Origin of the sequence: Enterobacter cloacae complex sp. P17RS, from assembly GCF_014895885.1 — a bacterium.
In the GTDB taxonomy this organism is placed as follows: Bacteria; Pseudomonadota; Gammaproteobacteria; order Enterobacterales; family Enterobacteriaceae; genus Enterobacter; species Enterobacter bugandensis.
The window spans coordinates 1-20,054 of record NZ_JADBQK010000017.1 but is presented as its reverse complement, the minus strand read 5'-3'; the positions used below and the strand labels follow the sequence as shown (position 1 = coordinate 20,054).

The window sequence follows — 20,054 nt, the reverse complement described above, 5'->3', positions numbered from 1 at the left end:
AGCCCTCTCCCACGGGAGAGGGAGAAAACCTAATCCAGCACCAGTACCATCCCGTCATATCCCGCTTCAATGCCGTCCGGCAGCGGGTTATCCATCATCCATGCGTCAAACTGATGGCTAATGTGCGTCAGGATCACCTGCGGACAGCCAATCACCTCGTTCAGGGCAATCACCGTATTTAAATCACTGTGGTTGCGCGGCGTCTCCGGACGCGGTTCATGGCTGCAGTCGATGATTATCGCCTGTGGCTGATTGTTGAGCAGAAACGTCACCGTTTTATCCGGCAACCCGGCGGTATCAGAAAGCCACGCCACGCGGCTATGGGCCGATTCCAGCAGATACCCGAAGGTCAGTTTTGAATGGTTGAGCGGCAGCGGCGTGACCCGCAGCCCCTGCAGCTCAAACATCACGAACGGCTCGACCGTGTGGATGAAATCCAGAATGCCGGGGTGTTTAAACAGATCGTCACAGCCTGCGTCGTCCGGCGGGCCGTACACCGGGATGGTCGCGCCCACGCCCCAGCGCAGGGGGAATAGCCCCTGGACGTGATCCATATGATAGTGCGTGAGTAAAAACTGCTGGAAACTGCCCGCCGGCCAGTCGTCCATCAGGTGCGGAATGCCCGCATCCAGCAGGGTGACTGCATCGTTGAATTTGACCACCGCGCTACAGGGGCGACGGCGATAGTTGTCCTGCAGGCGCGCCCTGCGACACGCCGCGCAGTCGCAGCCAAAGACCGGGACCAGCTGGGCGCTTCCTGTTCCCGTTAACGTGATGGTCAGACTCATAACGCACCTCTACAGCGGTTTGGTGAATCGAAAATGGCTCTGCGTATATCCCTCACGAACGTAAAAGCGGTGGGCGTCCGTGCGCTTCACGCTGGTGGAGAGTTCGGTCAACTCCGCGCCCGCCTCTCGTGCTACGTCTTCCGCCCAGGCCAGCAGCTGGCTGCCAATCTTTAACCCGCGCGCCTGCGGCATCACCACCAGCTCCTGGATCTCGCCGATCCAGCGGGCGTGGTGCAGGTGAAACTGCATGTGCAGGCCGATCATGCCGACGACCTGTCCGTCCAGCTCGGCAAGCTGGTAGCGCATGTTGTGATCCTGAAGGTTGGCCAGAAATCCGGCGTGAAACGCCTGGTGATCGAACTCTGCCTGCTTCAGTTCACAGATCAGGGCGTAAACAATTTGTGCATCGTCGGTGGTGGCGGGGCGAAGCTGGCAGTCAGGCATGCTGTCTCTCCTTCTGGCGAATAAGCGATAAAAAGGTCTCGACTGACTGTAGCAAACTTCCGTCATTATTGAGGACATGACAGCCCGACGGAGTGTAGCGCGCCGCACGTTCCAGCCGCTGGTCGATCTCACGCGCATTTTCGCGCCCCCGGCTTTGCAGGCGGCTGCGCAGAATATCCGGAGAAACCTGCAAACAGACCGGCAGCAGCGCCGCTTCGTACCGGGCTTTTGCCTGCGGCAGATGCGCGCGCGAGCCGTTAACCAGCACGTCGAAGCCTGCGTGCAGCCAGAGGTCGATCTCGATGCCGACGCCGTAATAAAAGCCGTTCGCGTGCCAGCTCAGCGCCAGCAGATTTTGCCCGGCGCGGGTAAAAAACTCCTGCTCGCTCAGGGCGATATGGTTTTCACTGCCAGCGTTCGCCGCGCGGGTAATGTAGCGGTGCGCCACCAGCAGCTGTGAATGTTCCCGCTGCCGTAATGCCGACAGCAGGCTGTCTTTTCCCGAGCCGGACGGGCCCATTAACCAGATGAGTCTTCCCATCAGAACACCCTTTTTCCCTGACGCCAGACGTGGTCGATATGAACGTGCTCGCCCTTGCGGTGCGCCAGCACCAGGTCTGCCCGTTTGCCTTCGGCAATCTCACCGCGGTCGTGAAGGTTGAGCGCGCTGGCCGGGTTTTTCGTCACCAGTCGAATCGCCTGCGGCAGCGTAAAGCGGTTGTCCTCGTCGTCTGCAACGCGGAAGGCCGCGTCCAGCAGGCTGGCGGGGTAGTAGTCAGACGAGAGGATATCCAGCAGGCCGAGGGAAGCGAGTTTGCTTGCCGCCACGTTGCCGGAGTGCGAGCCGCCGCGCACGATGTTCGGCGCGCCCATCAGCACGTTCATACCGTGCTCACGGGAGGCTTCAGCCGCCTCGAACGTGGTGGGAAATTCGGCGATCACGCTACCAAGCTGGTGGGATTCCCGTACGTGATCGTGCGTGGCGTCGTCATGGCTGGCCAGCACAATGTTGCGGTCCCGACACATCGCGGCAATGGAGAGACGGTTCGGCTGCGACCATTGTGCCGCAAGCGCCAGCTGCTCTTCTTCGTAGCGCGCCATCTCCGCGTCGTTGAGCGAGTATTTGCCCTGATAGTATTCGCGATATTTTTCAATGTTGGCGAACTGGCGCTGTCCCGGGGAGTGATCCATCAGCGAAACCAGCGAGACCGGCTCGCGGCCGACCAGCTTTTCAAACAGCGGCAGGGTGGTGTGGTGCGGCAGCTCGCAGCGCAGGTGCAGGCGGTGCTCGGCGCGGTTGAGGCCGCGCTTTTGCGTCTCCTCCACGGCGTTGATCATCTTCTCCAGATTTTCCAGACGATCGCCGCCGTCGCGCACGTCGCCGATCGCCACCGCGTCCAGCACCGTGGTGATGCCGCTGGCGACCATCAGCGCGTCGTGGCTGCTCATCGCCGAATGGGCGGGCCAGTCCACCTTCGGGCGCGGGGTGAAGAATTTATCCAGATTATCGGTATGCAGCTCAATCAGCCCCGGCAGCAGCCAGCCGCCGTCGCCGTCCATCGCTTCAGGAGAACGGCTTTGGGTTTCGGCAAAGGCGCGGATGACGCCATCCTGGATTTCAACCGAACCCTTCACGACCTCATTTTCCAGCACCAGCCTGACATTATTGATAATCATGCGTTTGTCCCCATCGGGTGCAGCCTGTCCGCTACGCGATTGCGGACGGCGTCGTCGTGGAAGATCCCGACGATCGCCGCCCCGCGCGCTTTGGCCTGTTCGATCAGTGCTATCACCGCTGCGCTGTTTTTAGCGTCGAGCGAGGCGGTGGGTTCATCCAGCAGTAATATCGGATAGTCGACGATAAACCCGCGCGCGATATTCACGCGCTGCTGCTCGCCGCCGGAAAAGGTCGACGGGGCGAGGTGCCACAGGCGCTCCGGCACGTTGAGGCGCGTCAGCAGGCTGGCGGCCCTGGCGGCGCAGGTTTCGCGCGGCACGCCGAGATCCAGCAGGGGCTGCATCACCACATCCAGGGCGGAGATCCGCGGGATCACCCGCAGGAACTGGCTGACCCAGCCGATCGTTGAGCGGCGCACTTCCAGCACCTTGCGCGCCGGGGCCTGAACCAGATCGACCCACTCTTCGTTATGGCGAATATGGATGTGGCCTTCGTCCGGTAAATAGTTGGCGTACAGGGAGCGCAGCAGGGTCGATTTACCGCTGCCGGAGTGGCCGTGCAGCACCACGCATTCACCCTGACTCACCTCTAACGAGGCATTTTGCAGCACCGGCAGGCGCACGCCATTTTGCTGGTGGAGCACAAAGGTCTTACTGACATTTTCAACGTGGATCATGTTGGCCTCTTAATTCTGTAATACCGACGACACCAGCAGCTGGGTGTACGGATGATGCGGGTCGTCGAGCACGCGGTCGGTCAGCCCACTTTCCACCACCTGACCCTGCTTCATCACCAGCAGGCGGTCCGCCAGCAGGCGCGCAACGCCCAGATCGTGGGTGACAATCACCACCGCCAGGTTCAGCTCCACCACCAGGCCGCGCAGCAGGTCGAGCAGGCGGGCCTGCACGGAGACGTCCAGCCCGCCGGTGGGTTCATCCATAAACACCAGCTTTGGATGGGTGACCAGATTGCGGGCAATTTGCAAACGCTGCTGCATACCGCCGGAAAAGGTGGTTGGCAGGTCGTCAATGCGCGAGGCGGGGATCTCCACCTCCTCCAGCCAGTGCTGTGCGGTGGCGCGGATGTTGCCGTAGTGGCGCGCGCCGGTGGCCATCAGCCGTTCGCCGATATTGCCTCCCGCCGACACCTGACGGCGCAGGCCGTCCATCGGGTGCTGATGCACCACGCCCCACTCGGTGCGCAGCAGGCGCCGGCGCTCGGCCTCGCTTATGTCGTAGAGGGAGCGTCCCTGATACAGGATCTCGCCGTGTTGCGGCGTCAGGCGCGCGGAGATGGACTTCAGCAGGGTGGTTTTGCCGGAGCCGGACTCGCCGACAATGCCCAGCACTTCGCCCGGCCACAGCTCGAACGACACGTCGCTGAAGCCTTTTCCCGGCGCATAAAGGTGGGTCAGGTTATTAACCGAAAGCAGCGGTTTCATTGGCCGTTCGCCTCGCTCTGTTGGCGGCAGTAATCGGTGTCGGAGCAGACAAACATCCGTTTGCCCGTATCGTCCAGCACCACTTCATCAAGATAGCTGTGTTTGGATCCGCAGATGGCGCACGGCTCGTCCCACTCCTGCACCGTAAACGGGTGATCGTCGAAATCCAGGCTTTCGACACGCGTATACGGCGGCACGGCGTAGATGCGTTTTTCACGTCCGGCACCAAAGAGCTGCAGGGCAGGCATCATGTCCATCTTCGGGTTATCGAATTTTGGGATTGGCGACGGGTCCATGACGTAGCGCCCGTTGACCTTCACCGGGTAGGCGTAGGTGGTGGCGATATGGCCGAAGCGGGCGATGTCTTCATAAAGTTTGACCTGCATGATCCCGTACTCTTCCAGCGCGTGCATGGTGCGGGTCTCGGTTTCGCGCGGCTCGATAAAGCGCAGCGGCTCCGGGATCGGCACCTGGAAAATCAGAATCTGATCTTCCGTCAGCGGAGTCTCCGGAATGCGGTGGCGGGTCTGGATCAGCGTCGCGTCTTCGGTTTTTTCGGTGGTGTTGACGCCCGTCACGCGCTTAAAGAAGTTGCGGATCGACACAGCGTTGGTGGTATCGTCCGCGCCCTGGTCGATAACCTTCAGCACGTCCGCTTCGCCAATCACGCTGGCGGTGATCTGAATGCCGCCCGTGCCCCAGCCGTACGGCATCGGCATTTCACGGCCACCAAACGGCACCTGATAGCCGGGGATCGCCACTGCCTTAAGGATGGCGCGGCGGATCATGCGTTTAGTTTGCTCATCCAGATAGGCAAAGTTGTAGCCGCTTAAGTTAGCCATTGGCGCGCTCCCGTTGCAGGCGTTTCAGCAGTTCCAGTTCGGCCTGGAAATCGACGTAGTGCGGCAGCTTGAGGTGCGAGACAAAGCCTGCGGCCTCGACGTTGTCCGCGTGGGCCAGCACGAACTCTTCGTCCTGCGCCGGGCCGGCAATGTGCTCGCCGTAGTCCGGCGCCTGCAGGGCGCGGTCAACCAGCGCCATCGCCATCGCCTTGCGCTCGCCGAGGCCAAACACCAGCCCGTAGCCGCGGGTAAAATGCGGGTCTTCATTCTCTGGCGCGACGAAACCATTGACCATTTCGCACTCGGTCATCAGCAGTTCGCCGACGTTCACCGCAAAACCCAGCTCTTCCGGCACGATTTCGACGTCGAGATAGCCGCTGCGGATCTCTGCCGCGAACGGGTGGTTGCGCCCGTAGCCGCGCTGTGTGGAGTAGGCCAGCGCCAGCAGATACCCTTCGTCGCCGCGCATCAGCTGTTGCAGACGGGACGAGCGTGAGCACGGGTAGACCGGCGGCGTGCGGGTGACGTCGTCCGGCGTGGCGCCAGTGTCTTCTTCCGCTTTCGCCAGCCCCTGGTTTGCCAGCAGGCTGAAGACGTGCGGAGACGGTTCCTGTTCGACGTCTGAAGTGCTGAGCGTTGGGGCTTCGCCGTTCGCCAGCAGCGTGAAGTCCAGCAGACGATGGGTGTAGTCGTAAGTCGGGCCAAGCAGCTGGCCGCCGGGAATGTCTTTATAAACGGCAGAGATTCTGCGCTCCAGGCGCATTTCCGCCGTGTTCACCGGCTCGCTGACTGCCAGACGTGGAACGGTGGTGCGCCAGGCGCGCAGCAGGAAGATGGCTTCCACGTTATCGCCGCTGGCCTGCTTCAGCGCCAGCGCTGCAAGCTCGCGGTCAGCAACGCCGCCCTCGGTCATCACGCGGTCAACCGCGAGGTTAAGCTGTTGCTCAATCTGGGCGACGCTCAGCTCGGGAAGCTGTTCATCGCCCCGGCGTCTGTGCTCCTGTAAGGCATGAGCGGCGGCGATCGCCTTTTCGCCTCCTTTGACGGCTACGTACATCAGCACACCTCCACGTGGGTAGTCCGCGGGATTGCCAGCAGGCGCTCGCCGCAGGTCAGGATCAGGTCAATGCCGAGCGGGAACGGGTGCGGGCGCTCGGTCAGCTCATGGATGATGCACTCCGGCAGCTGGGGCGCGACCATCCGCTCGTCGGCGATGCCTGCGCCCGTCAGGCGAAGCATGCGGCCACCGCTCAGGCTGGAGACCTGCAAAATCAGCGTGGCGCTGGTTTCCGGTGCGACGGCGCTGCCTTCGCTAAGGGCGTTAAGCTGTTCATGGCTGATTTGCTCGTCGGCCACGGCAAAGACCGCCTGCTGGGGCTGATCGACCAGCGGCGCGCTGGTGTGAAAGCGCAGGTTCTGGCTGGCGATATCGTTCAGCAATGCGCCTGACAGCCATACCGGGGTGTCGTTGTCCGCCAGCGTCAGCAGCACGCTGGTGGAGGCGAGGTTCAGCGGCAGCCAGCCCTGCGAGAGCTGGTGCAGCGAGACGATCACGCCGGGCTCGCTCATGGCCTTCAGCAGGCGACGGAAACTCTGTTGGGCATCCTGGACGGCCAGGGTAAAAGCAGGTTGAAGCGTCATGCGTTGTCTCCGCGAACGAGCGTAAAGAAGTCGACCCGGCTGGTGTTCACTTCGGCCTGACGCGCGGCAAGGCGTGCGGCGCGGTCGGCTTCCAGCGGGGCAATAAGGGTTTCCATTAACGTCTGGAAATGCGGGTGTTCCTGTAAAAGCGCGTCGATCACCGCGCAGCGCTCGGCGTGCGTTTTGTCTCGCCCAAGTACGTAGCTATAACCCAGCGTGCCGCTGTTAAGGCGGATAGCCGCGCGGGTGAGGGTGGCATCGCCGGCGAAGAAGCGCTCGCCGGTGCCGCCCATGCGTGCCTGGATTTGCACCAGGCCGATCTCCGGCGCGCGGATCGTGTCGTAGTCCGGCATCAGGCCGAGTGCGTTCATGCGGGCGGCCAGCGCAGCAGGCTGGCTATGGGACAGCACGCGCATCCAGCGCTGTCGGGTGGAGGTGTCGAAGTGCATTCAGTGCTCCATGGTGAATTCAATCATGTCGGCGCGGGTCAGGCTGACGGAGTATTCCGTCGCGTTGATCTCGCCGTCACGGTGGTTGAGGGTGCGCACGCAGAGCAGCGGAGCCATATTGGGGATCTCCAGCACCTTGCTCTCTTTCGCCTGTGCACGGCGGGCGCTGATGCGCGTCTGGGTGCGTTTGAGCGCGATACCCGTCGCGTCCTGAAGGAAATCATGCAGGGAACCGCTGGCGAAATGTTGCAGCACTGGCCAGAGGGCCAGGTCCGCGAAGTAGTGGTCGATCTGGCAGACCGCCACGCCGTTGACCCGGCGCAACGTACGCAGGTGTACGACGTTGTCACCCTCCTGAATCCCGAGCGCATCCGCCACGTGATGGGAGGCCGGGCGCAGAACCGAGAGCAGCTTTTCGCTGGTTGGATGGCTACCCTGATCCAGCAGATTCTGGCTAAAACGCGCCTGGGCGTTGAGCGGGTAGTCAAACGGGCGCATCAGCACCAGCACGCCAACGCCCTGACGGCGCTGGACCCAGCCGCGCTCCACCAGCTGGTCAATGGCGCGGCGCAGGGTGTGGCGGTTCACTTCGTAGCGGTCGGCAAGCTGCTGCTCGGCGGGCAGGTAGTCACCGCAGCGGTAATGCGTGCGCAGCTCCACTTCGAGCCTGGCCGCAATCTCTTGCCAGCGGGTAGGGTAACTGGTCGGATGTCTGGATAAGTGCATACCAATCAAAGCCTCGCTAATCAGATGAAGTGCTTACGCAAGCGTTGAGAGAGGAAATCCAGCAGGCTGACGGTGACGATGATAAGCACCATCAGGGCGCAGGTTTGCTGGAACTGGAAACCGCGAATCGCTTCCCACAGGGTGACGCCAATCCCGCCTGCGCCCACCATACCGACCACGGTGGCGGAGCGAACGTTGGACTCGAAGCGGTACAGGGAGTAGGAGATCAGCAGCGGCATCACCTGCGGCAGGACGCCGTAGAGGATCTCTTCGATTTTGTTGGCGCCCGTTGCGCGGATGCCTTCGACCGGGCCGGGCTCGATGGCTTCGACCGCTTCCGAGAGCAGCTTGGAGAGCACGCCGGTGGTGTGGATGAACAGTGCCATCACGCCGGCGAACGGACCCAGGCCAACGGCGACCACAAATAGCATCGCAAAGACCATTTCGTTGATGGCGCGACAGGCGTCCATCAGGCGACGCATCGGCTGGTAAACCCACCACGGTACGATGTTTTCGGCGCTCATCAGGCCGAACGGAATGGAGAGAACGACGGCGAGGGCGGTGCCCCAGACGGCGATTTGCAGGGTGATGGCCATTTCGCTGAGGTAGTCCTGCCACTGGCTGAAATCCGGCGGGAAGAAGTCGGCGGCGAAGGTCGCCATGTTGCCGGAATCTTTGAAGAGCAGCAGCGGATCCATCTCCGCGCCCTTCCAGGAGATAACGAGTACCGCCAGCAGGATGGCCCAGCTTATGAGCGAGAACCAGCTGCGCTTCGGCGGCGGGAGGGTGATGGTTTGCATGTTGGCTCCTTAATCTGTTCCCCCTCTCCCCCAAGGGAGAGGGGACTTGTGTTACTGCACCGCTTTATTCACGCTCGTCATCGCACCCAGCGCGGCGGTCAGGCGGTCGAGGTCTTCCAGCTGGGCCTGAATTTCAGAGACTTTGCTGGTCTTCTCCTCTTCCTTCAGCCCTTTGTTGTCCTTCACGGCCTGCATCTGCTTAAACAGCGCCAACTGGCGAATCGGGACCAGCTGCAGATCGCTGGACGCGCGGAACGGTGCCCAGCCCAGACGTTCCAGAACCGCTTTCTCTTCCGGTGTTTTGCCGTAGTTCATAAAGAAGTCGTAGACCTTGTCCTTGGTGCTTTCGGAGAGATTTTTGCGCCAGACGATCGGGTCGCCGGGGATCAGCGGGGATTTCCAGATGACCTTCAGCTCTTTCAGCTTGTCAGGCGCGGAAATTTTCAGCTTGTCGAGGTTTTCGGTGTTGTTGGTGGCAACGTCCACCTGCTTGTTCGCCACGGCCAGCGCGTTGGTTTCGTGGCTGGCGTTGACGGTGCGCTTAAAGTCGCTGGCGGAGATGTTGTTTTTCGCGAAGACGTAGTAGCCAGGGACGAGGAAGCCGGAGGTGGAGTTCGGATCGCCGTTACCAAAGGTCAGATCTTTGCGTTTGGCGATCATGTCGTTGAGGTTGTTGATCGGGCTGTCTTTGTTGACGATCAGCACGCTCCAGTATCCTGGAGAACCATCTGCCGCAACGGTCTGGGCAAAGACCTGACCGTTGGCGCGGTCCACCGCTTCCATGGCGGAAAGGTTGCCGTACCAGGCGATGTCCACTTTGTTGAAGCGCATCCCCTGGATGATGCCCGCGTAGTCCGGGGCGAAGAAGGCGTTCACTTTGATCCCCAGTTTGGTTTCCATATCTTTCAGGAACGGTTCCCACTGCGGCTTCAGGTTTTGCTGTGATTCCGTTGAAATGATGCCAAAGTTCAATGCTTTTTCCTGCTCTTCGGCGTACGCCGGGCTTAACAGGGTGCTGATGCTGAACATGCTGGTGAAGGCCAGCGCGGCAACGGCTTTGTAGTTCATTTCCATTCCTCGTTATCGGGGCGTTAAGCAGCCTGCGCGCGTTCTTCGACGCGGTTTACGCTGCGGTAGAGATGGTCAAAACGTTCGTTATCAAACAGATGGCTGGCGCCATCGAAGAACACGTGGCCCTGACGCAGGGCGACAATGCGCTCGCAGTAGCGCAGGGCGTAATCCACCTGATGCAGCGTCACCACCACGGTGATGCCGTCGTTCTGGTTGATGTCGCGCAGGGTTTCCATCACGATGCGGGCTGACTCCGGATCCAACGAGGCGATGGGCTCATCGGCCAGAATGATTTTGGCTTTCTGCATCAGGGCGCGGGCGATAGCGACGCGCTGCTGCTGCCCGCCGGACAGCGTGGACACGCGCTGGTGGGCGAAGTGCGCCATGCCGACGCGGGTCAGCGCCTGTAAGGCTTCCTGCTTCTGTGATGGGGAGAACCAGCGCAGGCAGGTGCGCCAGAACGGGGTGCTGCCGAGCGCGCCAATCAGCACGTTCTCCAGCACCGTCAGGCGGTTCACCAGGTTGAACTGCTGAAAGATGTAGCCCGTCCGGGCGCGGCTTTTGCGAATATCGCTCGCCAGACGGCCCGCATGCTGCACGGTGTTACCCAGCAGCTCGACGCGGCTTTCCGGCGTTTTATCGCAGGTAATAAGGCCGCTTAAGTGACGCAGAAGGGTGGATTTTCCTGAACCGGACGGCCCCAGCAGCGCCACCATTTCGCCCTGCTGGACGGTCAGATCAACGGCATGCAGCGCCTTGTTGTGATTGAAGGTCTTGCTCAGTTTCTCGACGCGGATGACAGTGTGCATGTGCTGGGCCTCACGATAAATGTGGCCTCATGCTGGCGCATCAATATGACATTTGGGTTAAGTGCAGGTTGCGGGAGTTTGAAGAGTTGAGGGGAGTTTGATGACAGGCGGAGGCAGACCGCCCACCGCCCGAAAATTAGTGCTGCTGCTTAACGACGTTAATCATCCACGGCACGCCGTACTTGTCGGTGACCTTACCGAAGCCGTGCGCCCAGAAGGTTTCCTGCCAGGCCATGTCGATATTCCCGCCATCGGCAAGGTTGTCGAACCAGCGCTTGCCTTCTGACACATCCTGCGTGTCGAGCACCAGCGTGAAGCCCGCGTACTGTGCGCTGCTGCCCGGCGGCAGCCCGTCGCTCATCATGATATCGCTGCCCGCAATGCGAACGTTGGAGTGAGCGATAGCCGAATCCGGAAACTGCATGCCGGACGGACAGCCTTCTTCGCTGTTATCGCTTTTTGGCATTTCGCCGAAGGTGATTTTATAGAGGAGTTCTGCGCCGACGGCCTGCTGATAGAAGGCGGTAGCCTCTGCACAGTTGCCGGCAAAAGAGATGTAGGGACTTAACGGCATAATCTTTACCTCACGTAAGAAAAGCCCGTTAAGTGTAGTTCCCGAAAGCCCGGTAAGCGAAGCGCTACCGGGCGGGTTAAATCAGTTCTTTTTCACGAACTCAGATTTCAGTTTCATCGGACCGAAGCCGTCAATTTTGCAATCGATATTATGATCGCCTTCCACCAGACGGATATTCTTCACTTTGGTGCCGATCTTCAGCATGGAAGAGCTGCCTTTCACCTTAAGATCTTTCACCACGGTGACGCTGTCGCCATCCGCCAGCAGATTACCGTTGGCATCTTTGACGACCAGCGCATCAGCGTCCTGCGCTGGCTCGGCATCATTCCATTCGTGTGCACATTCCGGGCAGATGAACATGCCATTATCTTCGTATGTGTATTCAGAATTGCATTGTGGGCAGTGTGGGAGTTGCATGTCGGTATCCTCAAAAGTGTTAACGCGCTGGAAAGTGCCAGCTAAATGACGGCAGAGTGCCGAAAAAGGCGGCAAGTATAACGCAAATCCACACTTTTGTCGGTGCTATTGTGAATTTAAAAAACGCAGAAAATGTGTTGCGAGTGACACTTACTGTCAGTCAGCTAAGCGATGCTAACGTCATTAACACGGTGGAAAGAGAAGTCGCTAAATATATCGAATATTTTATTGCGGCAAATTGCTACGCACCTTCATTTCGGATAAGGTGAAGCAACGCATTGTTATTTATCTTCGAACTTTACTGCCATGCATTTCTTATGTTGGCGGCCTATCCCTCTCTTTTTAGGTGGGTAAATAATGATGATATATCCTGAAGCTTCTTAAAATGGGCCAGGCTTTTTATCTTTTGGCTTTCAGGCCTTGAGGAGAGCTTTACACGCCATGCAGGGATAGCCATTTATTTCTGATTATCTTCAATTAGTTATATTTTGGTGAACATGTTTTCCACACGTGATCATATAAGCCTGAACATCATAATTAATACAAGTGGCTTAATAAAAGTAATAAATTTGCGTTAAGGAAAGGCTTTTATCATGCACACACAGACCATTTTTGAATTAAGTCAGGAAGCTGAGCGTTTGTTACAGCTTGCCCTGCAAAATCTCGATACCCTGAAATCAATGCCGACAGCGAAGCTGGAGAGCACGACGGCTGCTATTACAGGTGAAAAGAACAACGTGCTGCCTTTGCATTTTAGTGCGCGCGGCGTCGAAGCGCAGCAGGCAACGCTGAATAATGAATTACGCAAAATAACACGTCTGGAAATGGTTCTGGCTATCGTTGGCACGATGAAAGCGGGGAAATCGACCACCATTAATGCCATTGTGGGTACCGAAGTGTTGCCGAACCGCAACCGCCCAATGACGGCGCTGCCTACGTTGATCCGTCATACGCCAGGCCAGAAAGAGCCGGTGCTCCACTTCTCACATGTCTCTCCTATTGATGATTTGATTCACCTGCTGCAGAAAAAGCTTGGCGATTACGATCGCGGCAAGCTGGCTCTGCAACTGGAAATTGATAAGGACATGAATACGCTGCTGGAGCGTATTGAGAAAGGCGAGGCCTTTGAAAAGCATCATCTCGGGGCGCAGCCAATATTTCATTGCCTGAAAAGTCTCAATGACCTGGTGAGGCTCTCCCAGGCGCTGGGCGTGGCGTTTCCGTTCTCTGAATACGCGGCCATCGAACATATTCCGGTGATTGAAGTGGAGTTCGTGCATCTTGCGGGTCTGGATGCGCACCTCGGGCAGCTGACGCTGCTCGATACCCCCGGCCCCAATGAGGCCGGACAACCGCATCTGCAAAAAATGCTTAGCGAACAGCTAGCCCGCGCGTCGGCGGTGCTGGCGGTGATGGATTATACCCAGCTTAAATCTATTTCTGATGAAGAGGTCCGTCAGGCTATTTCGGTTGCGGGGAAATCAGTGCCTCTGTATGCGCTGGTGAATAAATTCGACCAGAAGGATCGCAATAGCGACGATGAAGAGCAGGTCAGGGCGATGATCTCCGGTACCTTAATGAAAGGCACTATTTCGCCTGGCCAGATCTACCCTGTTTCCTCTATGTGGGCGTATCTGGCAAACCGCGCCCGCAACGAGATGAATGCCCGTGGACGCCTGCCGGATCATCAGGAGCAGCCCTGGGTGCAGGATTTTGCCGAAGCCGCACTCGGACGCCGCTGGCGTTCGGCGGACCTGGACGATATAAACCATATCCGTCACGCAGCCGATTTGCTCTGGGAAGATTCGCTGTTTGAACAGCCGATACGCAAACTGATTTACGCCGCCTATGCCAATGCCTCGCTATTCGCGCTGCGCTCGGCCTCGCATAAGCTGCTCAACTACGCGCAAAATGCCCGGGAGTATCTCGACTTCCGCTATCAGGGGCTGACGGTGGCCTTTGAGGGGCTGGAACTGAACATCGCGCGTCTTGAAGAGGATATGGCGCTGCTGCAGACGCGCCAGAGCGCGGTGAGCGATGAGGTGAAACATGAAGTTGACCAGGCGCTGAACGCGACCGCGGACTTTATGGAGGCCGAAAAATCGGCGCTTCACCAGGCAGTGGGCCATGTATTCAGCCCTCAAAATATTCTTGATTTGGCAGGTATTGAGCGGCTGAATCGCCGCAGTGACAAACTGCAAGAGCGGGAACCGCTGGTTCTGGATGATGAAGGTCAGGCGCAGATCGTCCTGAGTAAAATTCGCTCCTCCTGTGAACTCATCATGCTGGATGCGCAGGCAAAAATCGCCCGGGAGCTGGCGTTACGCTTCGATCAGCTGGAATCTACGCTGGCGCGCTCGCTGAATGACGCTATCCGCCCCATTGAAACGCGTATAAAAGAGCATCTGAGCCATGCCGGCTTCCGGGCGCGGATCAGCTTCCCGGCTTTTCAGGCAAACCAGCTTGACTTCAATACGCGTGCACTGTTTAACGATGCCATTGCACAGGATAACCGCCCGGCAGGTCAACTTTCCGCCGGGAGCAGTATGCGTGAAACCGTTTCGCGTTGGCTCAATAATCCGGGCTGGGGCTGGGATGAGTACGTGGTCACGCGCACGCACTATGTTATCGACATTGCGCAACTGCATGACAAATTTAAGCAACATATTGATCAGTTTTGTGAACAAATACGTAAAGCTTTGTCCGCGCAGGTCGATGTCTCTGTTACGGCCGGAATGGCGACGTTCTTTGCAGAATTTTCGTTATGCCTGACCGGGTTACAGGAAAGCTTGCGTGATAGCCTCGCAGTGCGTCAACAAAATGAGCATTCAACCCGAGCGCTCAGCCAGCTGTTGAAGCAAAGCATTACGACTGCGACGTGGATTCAGGAAGATACCCGACTGTTACGCGATGACATTCAAACTCTATTCGCAGCAGAGCAACCATGACAACACAGCTACTGGACGGTCCCGGGCGGACGCTGGAGTGTATTCATCCCAGGTTTATGGTCGATCTTGTGCAGGGCGTGGACGCGGCGCGCCATCCCCATCTGGGGCCGCAGCAGCTGCAGTTTCGTGAACGTTTGACTCAGGAGATCATGACGCATACCCGGCTACGGCCCTGGGCGATGGCGGGAATGCTTAACGAGAACGCGGCCCTGCGCCTGGGGCTGGCGGAAAAACTCGCCGGCATGTTGGATCCAGGCCATCTTGCGCTGACGCTGATGGCCGATAAACTGACTGCACTGTGCCAGCAGGCTCACCTGCGCGCTCAGCCATCTCCCGGCCTGCTTGAACAGTATGCGGAGCTCTCCTCTCATTTTACCCAACGTGCCGCCTATAAAGAAAAGGCGCTGACCCAGCGTGGACTGACGGTACAGGCGGGCGAGCACAGTGAACAAATTTTCACCCGCTGGCGAGCCGGTCACTATGATGGCTGGTCTTTAGCCGGGCGCTGCTTCATTGTTCTGGAAGAGCTGCGCTGGGGAGCATTTGGCGATGCCTGCCGTCTGGCGAACAACGATGTGTCGGCAATGCTCAAGGATAATTTACGCAGCATGGCCGCCAACTACCTCGCGCAGGGCATCAATGCGTCTCCCACGACGCGCCATTTCTATCATCAATGGCTGACCACACCCGCTTCGGCGGGTTTAATCGATCACAAAGACATGCTGGGCTGGCTGGGCGACTGGTGTCAGGCGGATATACACCCGGTGAGTTGGTCAGTGACGCAAAACTGGCAGACCGTCGCGCTGGGTATGCCGAGGCTGTGTTCGGCAAAACGGCTGGTGGATGCAATGGTGGAAGAGATTTTTGGTTGAACCCCTCATCCTGACCCTCTCCCCCCAGGGGAGAGAGGATGGCTGGCGCGGTGTGTTAGTGATTCATTTCTATCGGTTTCGGTTCAGGCGGGATCTCTTGCACATTTCCGTAGCGTTTCGCGTATAGCGCCGTGATGATGGGCACCAGGATTGCGGTGACAATCACGCTGGCGGCAACCAGTGCCGTCGCGGACGCGGCCACCGGTTCGAAGGCCGGGTTAATCTGGGCGATAATAACCGGATTTGCAACGGCAGCGCCTGCGGCTGAAGAGGCGGCGACGCCCGCCGTGCCGTTTCCTCCCCCGATGACGCGGTCAGCAATGATCAGCGGAATACCGGTGATGATGATAACCGCGACACCCAGCACAATCCCCAGCAGTCCCGTATCAAGAATCACGTTCAGGTTGATGGTGTTACCCAGCGCAAAGCCAAAGAATGGGATCAGCACCGGCGTGGCTTTGCTGAAGAAATCACGCAGATCGTGATCCAGATTGCCCAGCGCGAAGCCGATCAGGAATGGCAGGATCGCGCCGACAAAATGATGGGGCTCAAAAGAAGCCAGGCCAGCGGACCCCAGGATCAACATCGTCATGAGCGGGCCGGACTCCAGAGACATCAAAACAAACGCGCCGGACTCCTCTTTCGTTCCGTACTGGTTCATCAGGCTGGCATACAGCCCGCCGTTGGTCATGTCCATCGCCGAGACAATCGCCAGGACGGATAACCCGGCGAAGAAACCGGTCTGAATTCCATTTTCAGGAATGAACATCGCGCATATCATTGCGACCACCCAGGCAACCGCTATTTTGGTTATCACCAGCGTTCCGGATTTGCGTAATACGGTACCGGTTGCCCGCAAATTAATGGATGCGCCGATACAAAAGAACCAGACCGCCAGGATGGGAACGGTACCCGTAATCATCCCCTTTGTGAAACCACCAAAATAAGCCCCGGTTTCAGGTGCTAATGTATTCAGAATAGCACCGAGAACCAGCGGCACCAGCATCATACCACCCGGTATGCGTTCTATCGTGGCTTTAATCTTCATCTCTAACCCTCACAATTTCGCCTCTCATGGTGAGCGGCAGGTGCGAATAAAAAAATCAATAAATTCAATTTGATGAAGGGTGCTCTTGATGATTGGTTTGTGATAACCCTGCACCGAAATTCAGTTAGCGCTCTCGTTTCCTCTCGTCAGAAAACATGCGTCGCTATGTTTCAGGAATTATCATGCGATCGATGGAATATTGATTCAATGAAAATAAAACGGTGTTTTAGTTATCTTCATCACATATTGAATGTAAACTTTACGGCGCGTTGTGAGAGCTGAAAATTTATGTAAATCTCTTGTAAAAAATATGGCTTTTTATTCTGTTGGGAAAAGAAAAAGGATGAGGCCGAAAATGGGGGCTCTGGAAGGTTGAGAAAGTACTTATTTGCGGTAGTTGACAAAAACTGTCTTCACCTGACGCAGTATAAATATATGTGTGAAGTTGATCACAAATATAAACGCTGGTAGGGTAAAAAGGTCATTAACTGCCCAGACAGGCGTCAACAGGTTCGGTTGTATCGACGGAAAACGTCAATGTAAGTAAACCTGCTACGCTTGAAGATGGAGGTTCGCATGGAGCGGATCTCGGGTTCACAGAGTGCGAGTTGGCTGTGGAACGGACAGGGCTAAGTCTACGAGGAAAGCTATGCTAAGAAGGAAAAAGGTTAAACCCATTACGCTTCGCGACGTCACCATTATTGATGACGCTAAACTGCGTAAAGCGATCACCGCCGCCTCGCTCGGTAATGCGATGGAATGGTTCGATTTCGGTGTCTACGGCTTTGTTGCCTATGCATTAGGTAAAGTGTTCTTCCCCGGTGCTGACCCAAGCCTGCAGATGATTGCCGCGCTGGGTACATTCTCCGTTCCTTTCCTGATCCGCCCGCTGGGTGGTCTGTTCTTCGGTATGCTCGGTGACAAATACGGTCGCCAGAAAATACTCGCTATCACCATTGTCATTATGTCGATCAGTACGTTCTGTATCGGCCTAATACCGTCCTATGCCACGATCGGCATCTGGGCACCTATTCTGCTGTTGCTCTGTAAGATGGCGCAGGGCTTCTCCGTCGGGGGCGAGTATACCGGGGCGTCGATCTTCGTCGCGGAGTATTCTCCTGACCGTAAGCGCGGCTTTATGGGCAGCTGGCTGGACTTCGGTTCGATTGCCGGGTTCGTGATGGGCGCGGGCGTCGTGGTTCTGATTTCAACCGTGGTCGGTGAGGAGAACTTCCTCGACTGGGGCTGGCGTATTCCGTTCTTTATCGCGCTCCCGCTGGGTATTATCGGTCTTTATCTGCGACATGCGCTGGAAGAGACACCTGCGTTCCAGCAGCACGTTGAGAAACTGGAGCAGGGCGACCGCGAAGGGCTGCAGGACGGCCCGAAAGTGTCCTTTAAAGAGATCGCGACAAAGCACTGGCGCAGCCTGCTGACCTGTATTGGTCTGGTGATTTCCACCAACGTCACTTACTACATGCTGCTGACCTACATGCCGAGCTATCTGTCGCATAACCTGCACTACTCGGAAGATCACGGCGTGCTGATTATTATCGCCATCATGGTGGGTATGCTGTTTGTACAGCCGATTATGGGTCTGCTGAGTGACCGCTTTGGCCGTCGACCGTTTATCATCCTGGGTAGCGTAGCGCTGTTCGCGCTGGCGATCCCGGCGTTTATTCTGATCAACAGTAACGTGCTGGGTCTGATTTTCGCGGGTCTGCTGATGCTGGCGGTGATCCTGAACTGCTTTATCGGGGTGATGGCATCCACATTACCTGCGATGTTCCCGACGCACATTCGTTATAGTGCGCTGGCGGCGGCGTTCAACATCTCCGTTCTGATTGCCGGCCTGACGCCTACGCTTGCCGCCTCTCTGGTGGAAAGCACGCAGAACCTGATGATGCCAGCCTACTACCTGATGGTTATTGCGGTAGTCGGCCTGGCGACCGGCCTGACCATGAAGGAGACGGCGAACCGTCCTCTGAAAGGGGCGACGCCTGCGGCATCTGATATTCAGGAAGCGAAAGAAATCCTGCGCGAGCACTACGATAACGTTGAGCAGAAAATTGAGGATATCGACGCAGAGATTGAAGAGCTGCAGAAGAAACGCTCCCGTCTTGTTGATCAACATCCACGCATTAACGAGTAATAAAGAAACCCGCCAACGGCGGGTTTTCTTTTATTAGCATCCGGCGGCGATGTAGTCGCCGTTGGCGCTAATGGGGATGACGGTCAGGAACAGGACGGTCGCGAACAGGATCAGGATGATACCTCCGGCAATTTTAACTGCCGGCACCAGCCACCTGAACGCGCTATCTCCCCCGAACCATGCCACTGTGCGTTCACGGGCATAACGAACTGCCAGTGATAGCCCCATAATAGCGAGTGCCGTTCCTAAAGACATGGTCATAACGGCCGCCATTCCCCAGGTGACAATGCCCAGCGCGTTCGAAAACATCAGAATCATGATTGCACCGCTGCACGGACGTGCGCCAATCGCCAGAATGACGCCCAGACGCGTTTTCCAGTCACCTTGTGTCAGATCTGCGCCCACGCCGTGATGACCACAGCCACAGTGTTCATCGTGCTGATGAAGGGGAGTGATGGCTGAGATCCTCATTCTTTGAGGCCGCAGGCTTTTCAGCGCCTGGTAAATGATGAAAGCACCAAATGCGCCAATCAGCACGGCGCTTATCTTCTCGACATACCAGCGGCTGGTGCTGATATCCCCTGACGCGAGGTTAAATCCTACTGCCAGAATAAAGACAAACAGAATGGCGCTGACGCCCTGCATCAGGCTGCCAAGAAAGGGAACGGTGCGTGCAGCCAGTTCGCTCTCCTTATTTGTGCTCAGGTAGGTTGTCACGATGAACTTCCCGTGCCCCGGCCCGATGGCGTGAAGGACGCCATAAAAGAAAGCGCCTGTTAAGAGCCATAATCCACCGCTGTACTGATTGTTATTAAGCTGCAGGAGATACATCACCAGATAACGGTGCAGCGTAATCTGCGTGGCAAGGCACCACTGGATAAAGGCGTTCCAGTGCGCATGCAGCGTAAAAGCGGCGAAGAGGATGGTCAGCAGCATCAATCCGGCCGTAGGGAGGCGCCAGTCGCGAGGCAGGCGTTGTGTATTCATCAGGGGGAGCTCTGCGGAGAAGAATATTTGCCGCTAGTATAGTTGATCTTCTCTTTCAGTTCGCAGGATCGCATCAGGATCTTGCTGTAATTGTGGATAAGTCTGTGCGTAAAAGGGTATAAGGCGGGGTTTTGCTGGGGAATGCAGCAGTCAGTCATTTTTTTGCAACTTTTCTGTTGCGGGCTGCGGAGAACTCCCTATAATGCGCCTCCATCGACACGGCGGATGTGAATCACTTCACAGCTAACCCGGTCGGTTGAAGAGAAAAAATCCTGAAATAACGGGTTGACTCTGAAAGAGGAAAGCGTAATATACGCCACCTCGCAACGATGATCGAAAGCCGCGTTGCACTGCTCTTTAACAATTT

General features: G+C 57.4%; 21 protein-coding genes. 3 read left to right on the top strand and 18 right to left on the bottom strand.

Features of this window, described 5'->3' with window-relative positions; all coding sequences use genetic code 11:
* Positions 1–29: 29 nt before the first annotated feature.
* From phnP to IM265_RS13975, 16 genes are all read right to left on the bottom strand, one after another.
* On the bottom strand, positions 30–788 hold the full coding sequence (gene phnP, locus IM265_RS14050; RefSeq protein ID WP_182034391.1) for a phosphonate metabolism protein PhnP: 759 nt from the start codon (positions 786–788) through the stop codon (positions 30–32).
* 9 nt (positions 789–797) lie between these two features.
* Positions 798–1,232, bottom strand: coding sequence for an aminoalkylphosphonate N-acetyltransferase (gene phnO, locus IM265_RS14045; RefSeq protein ID WP_182034389.1), 435 nt, complete (start codon positions 1,230–1,232; stop codon positions 798–800).
* Entirely contained in the window at positions 1,225–1,776 is a 552-nt protein-coding gene (gene phnN / locus IM265_RS14040) for a ribose 1,5-bisphosphokinase (RefSeq protein WP_028015204.1), read from the bottom strand. The genes phnO and phnN overlap by 8 nt, the downstream gene beginning before the upstream one ends.
* Positions 1,773–2,909, bottom strand: a complete 1,137-nt coding sequence (phnM, locus tag IM265_RS14035) for an alpha-D-ribose 1-methylphosphonate 5-triphosphate diphosphatase (protein ID WP_193031992.1) — start codon at positions 2,907–2,909, stop codon at positions 1,773–1,775. The genes phnN and phnM overlap by 4 nt, the downstream gene beginning before the upstream one ends.
* Positions 2,906–3,586 (bottom strand): phosphonate C-P lyase system protein PhnL, encoded by a 681-nt coding sequence (gene phnL / locus IM265_RS14030; RefSeq protein ID WP_047366876.1) that lies wholly within the window; start codon positions 3,584–3,586, stop codon positions 2,906–2,908. The genes phnM and phnL overlap by 4 nt, the downstream gene beginning before the upstream one ends.
* Positions 3,587–3,595: 9 nt before the next feature.
* The gene (phnK, locus tag IM265_RS14025) at positions 3,596–4,351 is read right to left on the bottom strand and encodes a phosphonate C-P lyase system protein PhnK (protein WP_045261067.1); all 756 of its coding nucleotides are present in this window, start codon (positions 4,349–4,351) and stop codon (positions 3,596–3,598) included.
* On the bottom strand, positions 4,348–5,193 hold the full coding sequence (phnJ, locus tag IM265_RS14020; protein WP_041911512.1) for an alpha-D-ribose 1-methylphosphonate 5-phosphate C-P-lyase PhnJ: 846 nt from the start codon (positions 5,191–5,193) through the stop codon (positions 4,348–4,350). The genes phnK and phnJ overlap by 4 nt, the downstream gene beginning before the upstream one ends.
* The gene (locus tag IM265_RS14015) at positions 5,186–6,250 is read right to left on the bottom strand and encodes a carbon-phosphorus lyase complex subunit PhnI (protein WP_028015209.1); all 1,065 of its coding nucleotides are present in this window, start codon (positions 6,248–6,250) and stop codon (positions 5,186–5,188) included. Before IM265_RS14015 ends, phnJ begins: the two co-directional genes overlap by 8 nt.
* Positions 6,250–6,834 (bottom strand): phosphonate C-P lyase system protein PhnH, encoded by a 585-nt coding sequence (gene phnH, locus IM265_RS14010; RefSeq protein ID WP_045630769.1) that lies wholly within the window; start codon positions 6,832–6,834, stop codon positions 6,250–6,252. The genes IM265_RS14015 and phnH overlap by 1 nt, the downstream gene beginning before the upstream one ends.
* Positions 6,831–7,283 (bottom strand): phosphonate C-P lyase system protein PhnG, encoded by a 453-nt coding sequence (gene phnG / locus IM265_RS14005; protein WP_193031990.1) that lies wholly within the window; start codon positions 7,281–7,283, stop codon positions 6,831–6,833. The genes phnH and phnG overlap by 4 nt, the downstream gene beginning before the upstream one ends.
* Positions 7,284–8,009 carry a phosphonate metabolism transcriptional regulator PhnF gene (phnF, locus tag IM265_RS14000; protein ID WP_048958895.1) on the bottom strand — a complete coding sequence of 242 codons (726 nt, stop codon included), beginning with the start codon at positions 8,007–8,009 and terminating at the stop codon, positions 7,284–7,286.
* 20 nt (positions 8,010–8,029) lie between these two features.
* The gene (gene phnE, locus IM265_RS13995; RefSeq protein ID WP_028015213.1) at positions 8,030–8,809 is read right to left on the bottom strand and encodes a phosphonate ABC transporter, permease protein PhnE; all 780 of its coding nucleotides are present in this window, start codon (positions 8,807–8,809) and stop codon (positions 8,030–8,032) included.
* A 51-nt stretch (positions 8,810–8,860) separates the two neighbouring features.
* Positions 8,861–9,877 carry a phosphonate ABC transporter substrate-binding protein gene (gene phnD, locus IM265_RS13990; RefSeq protein WP_193031988.1) on the bottom strand — a complete coding sequence of 339 codons (1,017 nt, stop codon included), beginning with the start codon at positions 9,875–9,877 and terminating at the stop codon, positions 8,861–8,863.
* A gap of 23 nt (positions 9,878–9,900) precedes the next feature.
* Complete coding sequence (phnC, locus tag IM265_RS13985; protein WP_193031986.1) at positions 9,901–10,689, bottom strand: phosphonate ABC transporter ATP-binding protein; 789 nt, start codon at positions 10,687–10,689, stop codon at positions 9,901–9,903.
* Positions 10,690–10,825: 136 nt separating this feature from the next.
* A complete protein-coding gene (gene yjdN / locus IM265_RS13980) occupies positions 10,826–11,263 on the bottom strand; it encodes a VOC family metalloprotein YjdN (protein WP_028015216.1) in 438 nt (145 codons plus the stop codon).
* 81 nt (positions 11,264–11,344) lie between these two features.
* Positions 11,345–11,680: a zinc ribbon domain-containing protein YjdM gene (locus IM265_RS13975; protein ID WP_193031984.1), complete on the bottom strand. Its 336-nt coding sequence runs from the start codon at positions 11,678–11,680 to the stop codon at positions 11,345–11,347.
* 593 nt (positions 11,681–12,273) lie between these two features.
* On the opposite strand from IM265_RS13975, the gene crfC reads away from it, so the two are divergent.
* Together crfC and IM265_RS13965 are read left to right on the top strand one after the other, a co-directional pair.
* On the top strand, positions 12,274–14,628 hold the full coding sequence (gene crfC / locus IM265_RS13970; RefSeq protein ID WP_192979156.1) for a clamp-binding protein CrfC: 2,355 nt from the start codon (positions 12,274–12,276) through the stop codon (positions 14,626–14,628).
* Positions 14,625–15,500 carry a diguanylate cyclase regulator RdcB family protein gene (locus tag IM265_RS13965; RefSeq protein WP_028015219.1) on the top strand — a complete coding sequence of 292 codons (876 nt, stop codon included), beginning with the start codon at positions 14,625–14,627 and terminating at the stop codon, positions 15,498–15,500. Before crfC ends, IM265_RS13965 begins: the two co-directional genes overlap by 4 nt.
* 55 nt (positions 15,501–15,555) lie before the next feature.
* On the opposite strand, the gene kdgT is transcribed toward IM265_RS13965, so the two are convergent.
* Positions 15,556–16,548, bottom strand: coding sequence for a 2-keto-3-deoxygluconate transporter (gene kdgT, locus IM265_RS13960; protein ID WP_028015220.1), 993 nt, complete (start codon positions 16,546–16,548; stop codon positions 15,556–15,558).
* A gap of 649 nt (positions 16,549–17,197) precedes the next feature.
* On the opposite strand from kdgT, the gene proP reads away from it, so the two are divergent.
* Positions 17,198–18,700: a glycine betaine/L-proline transporter ProP gene (gene proP, locus IM265_RS13955; protein ID WP_041911505.1), complete on the top strand. Its 1,503-nt coding sequence runs from the start codon at positions 17,198–17,200 to the stop codon at positions 18,698–18,700.
* Between the two features lie 33 nt (positions 18,701–18,733).
* Here proP and IM265_RS13950 read toward each other — a convergent pair whose 3' ends face one another.
* Positions 18,734–19,687 (bottom strand): nickel/cobalt transporter, encoded by a 954-nt coding sequence (locus IM265_RS13950; RefSeq protein ID WP_193031982.1) that lies wholly within the window; start codon positions 19,685–19,687, stop codon positions 18,734–18,736.
* Positions 19,688–20,054 lie beyond the last annotated feature (367 nt).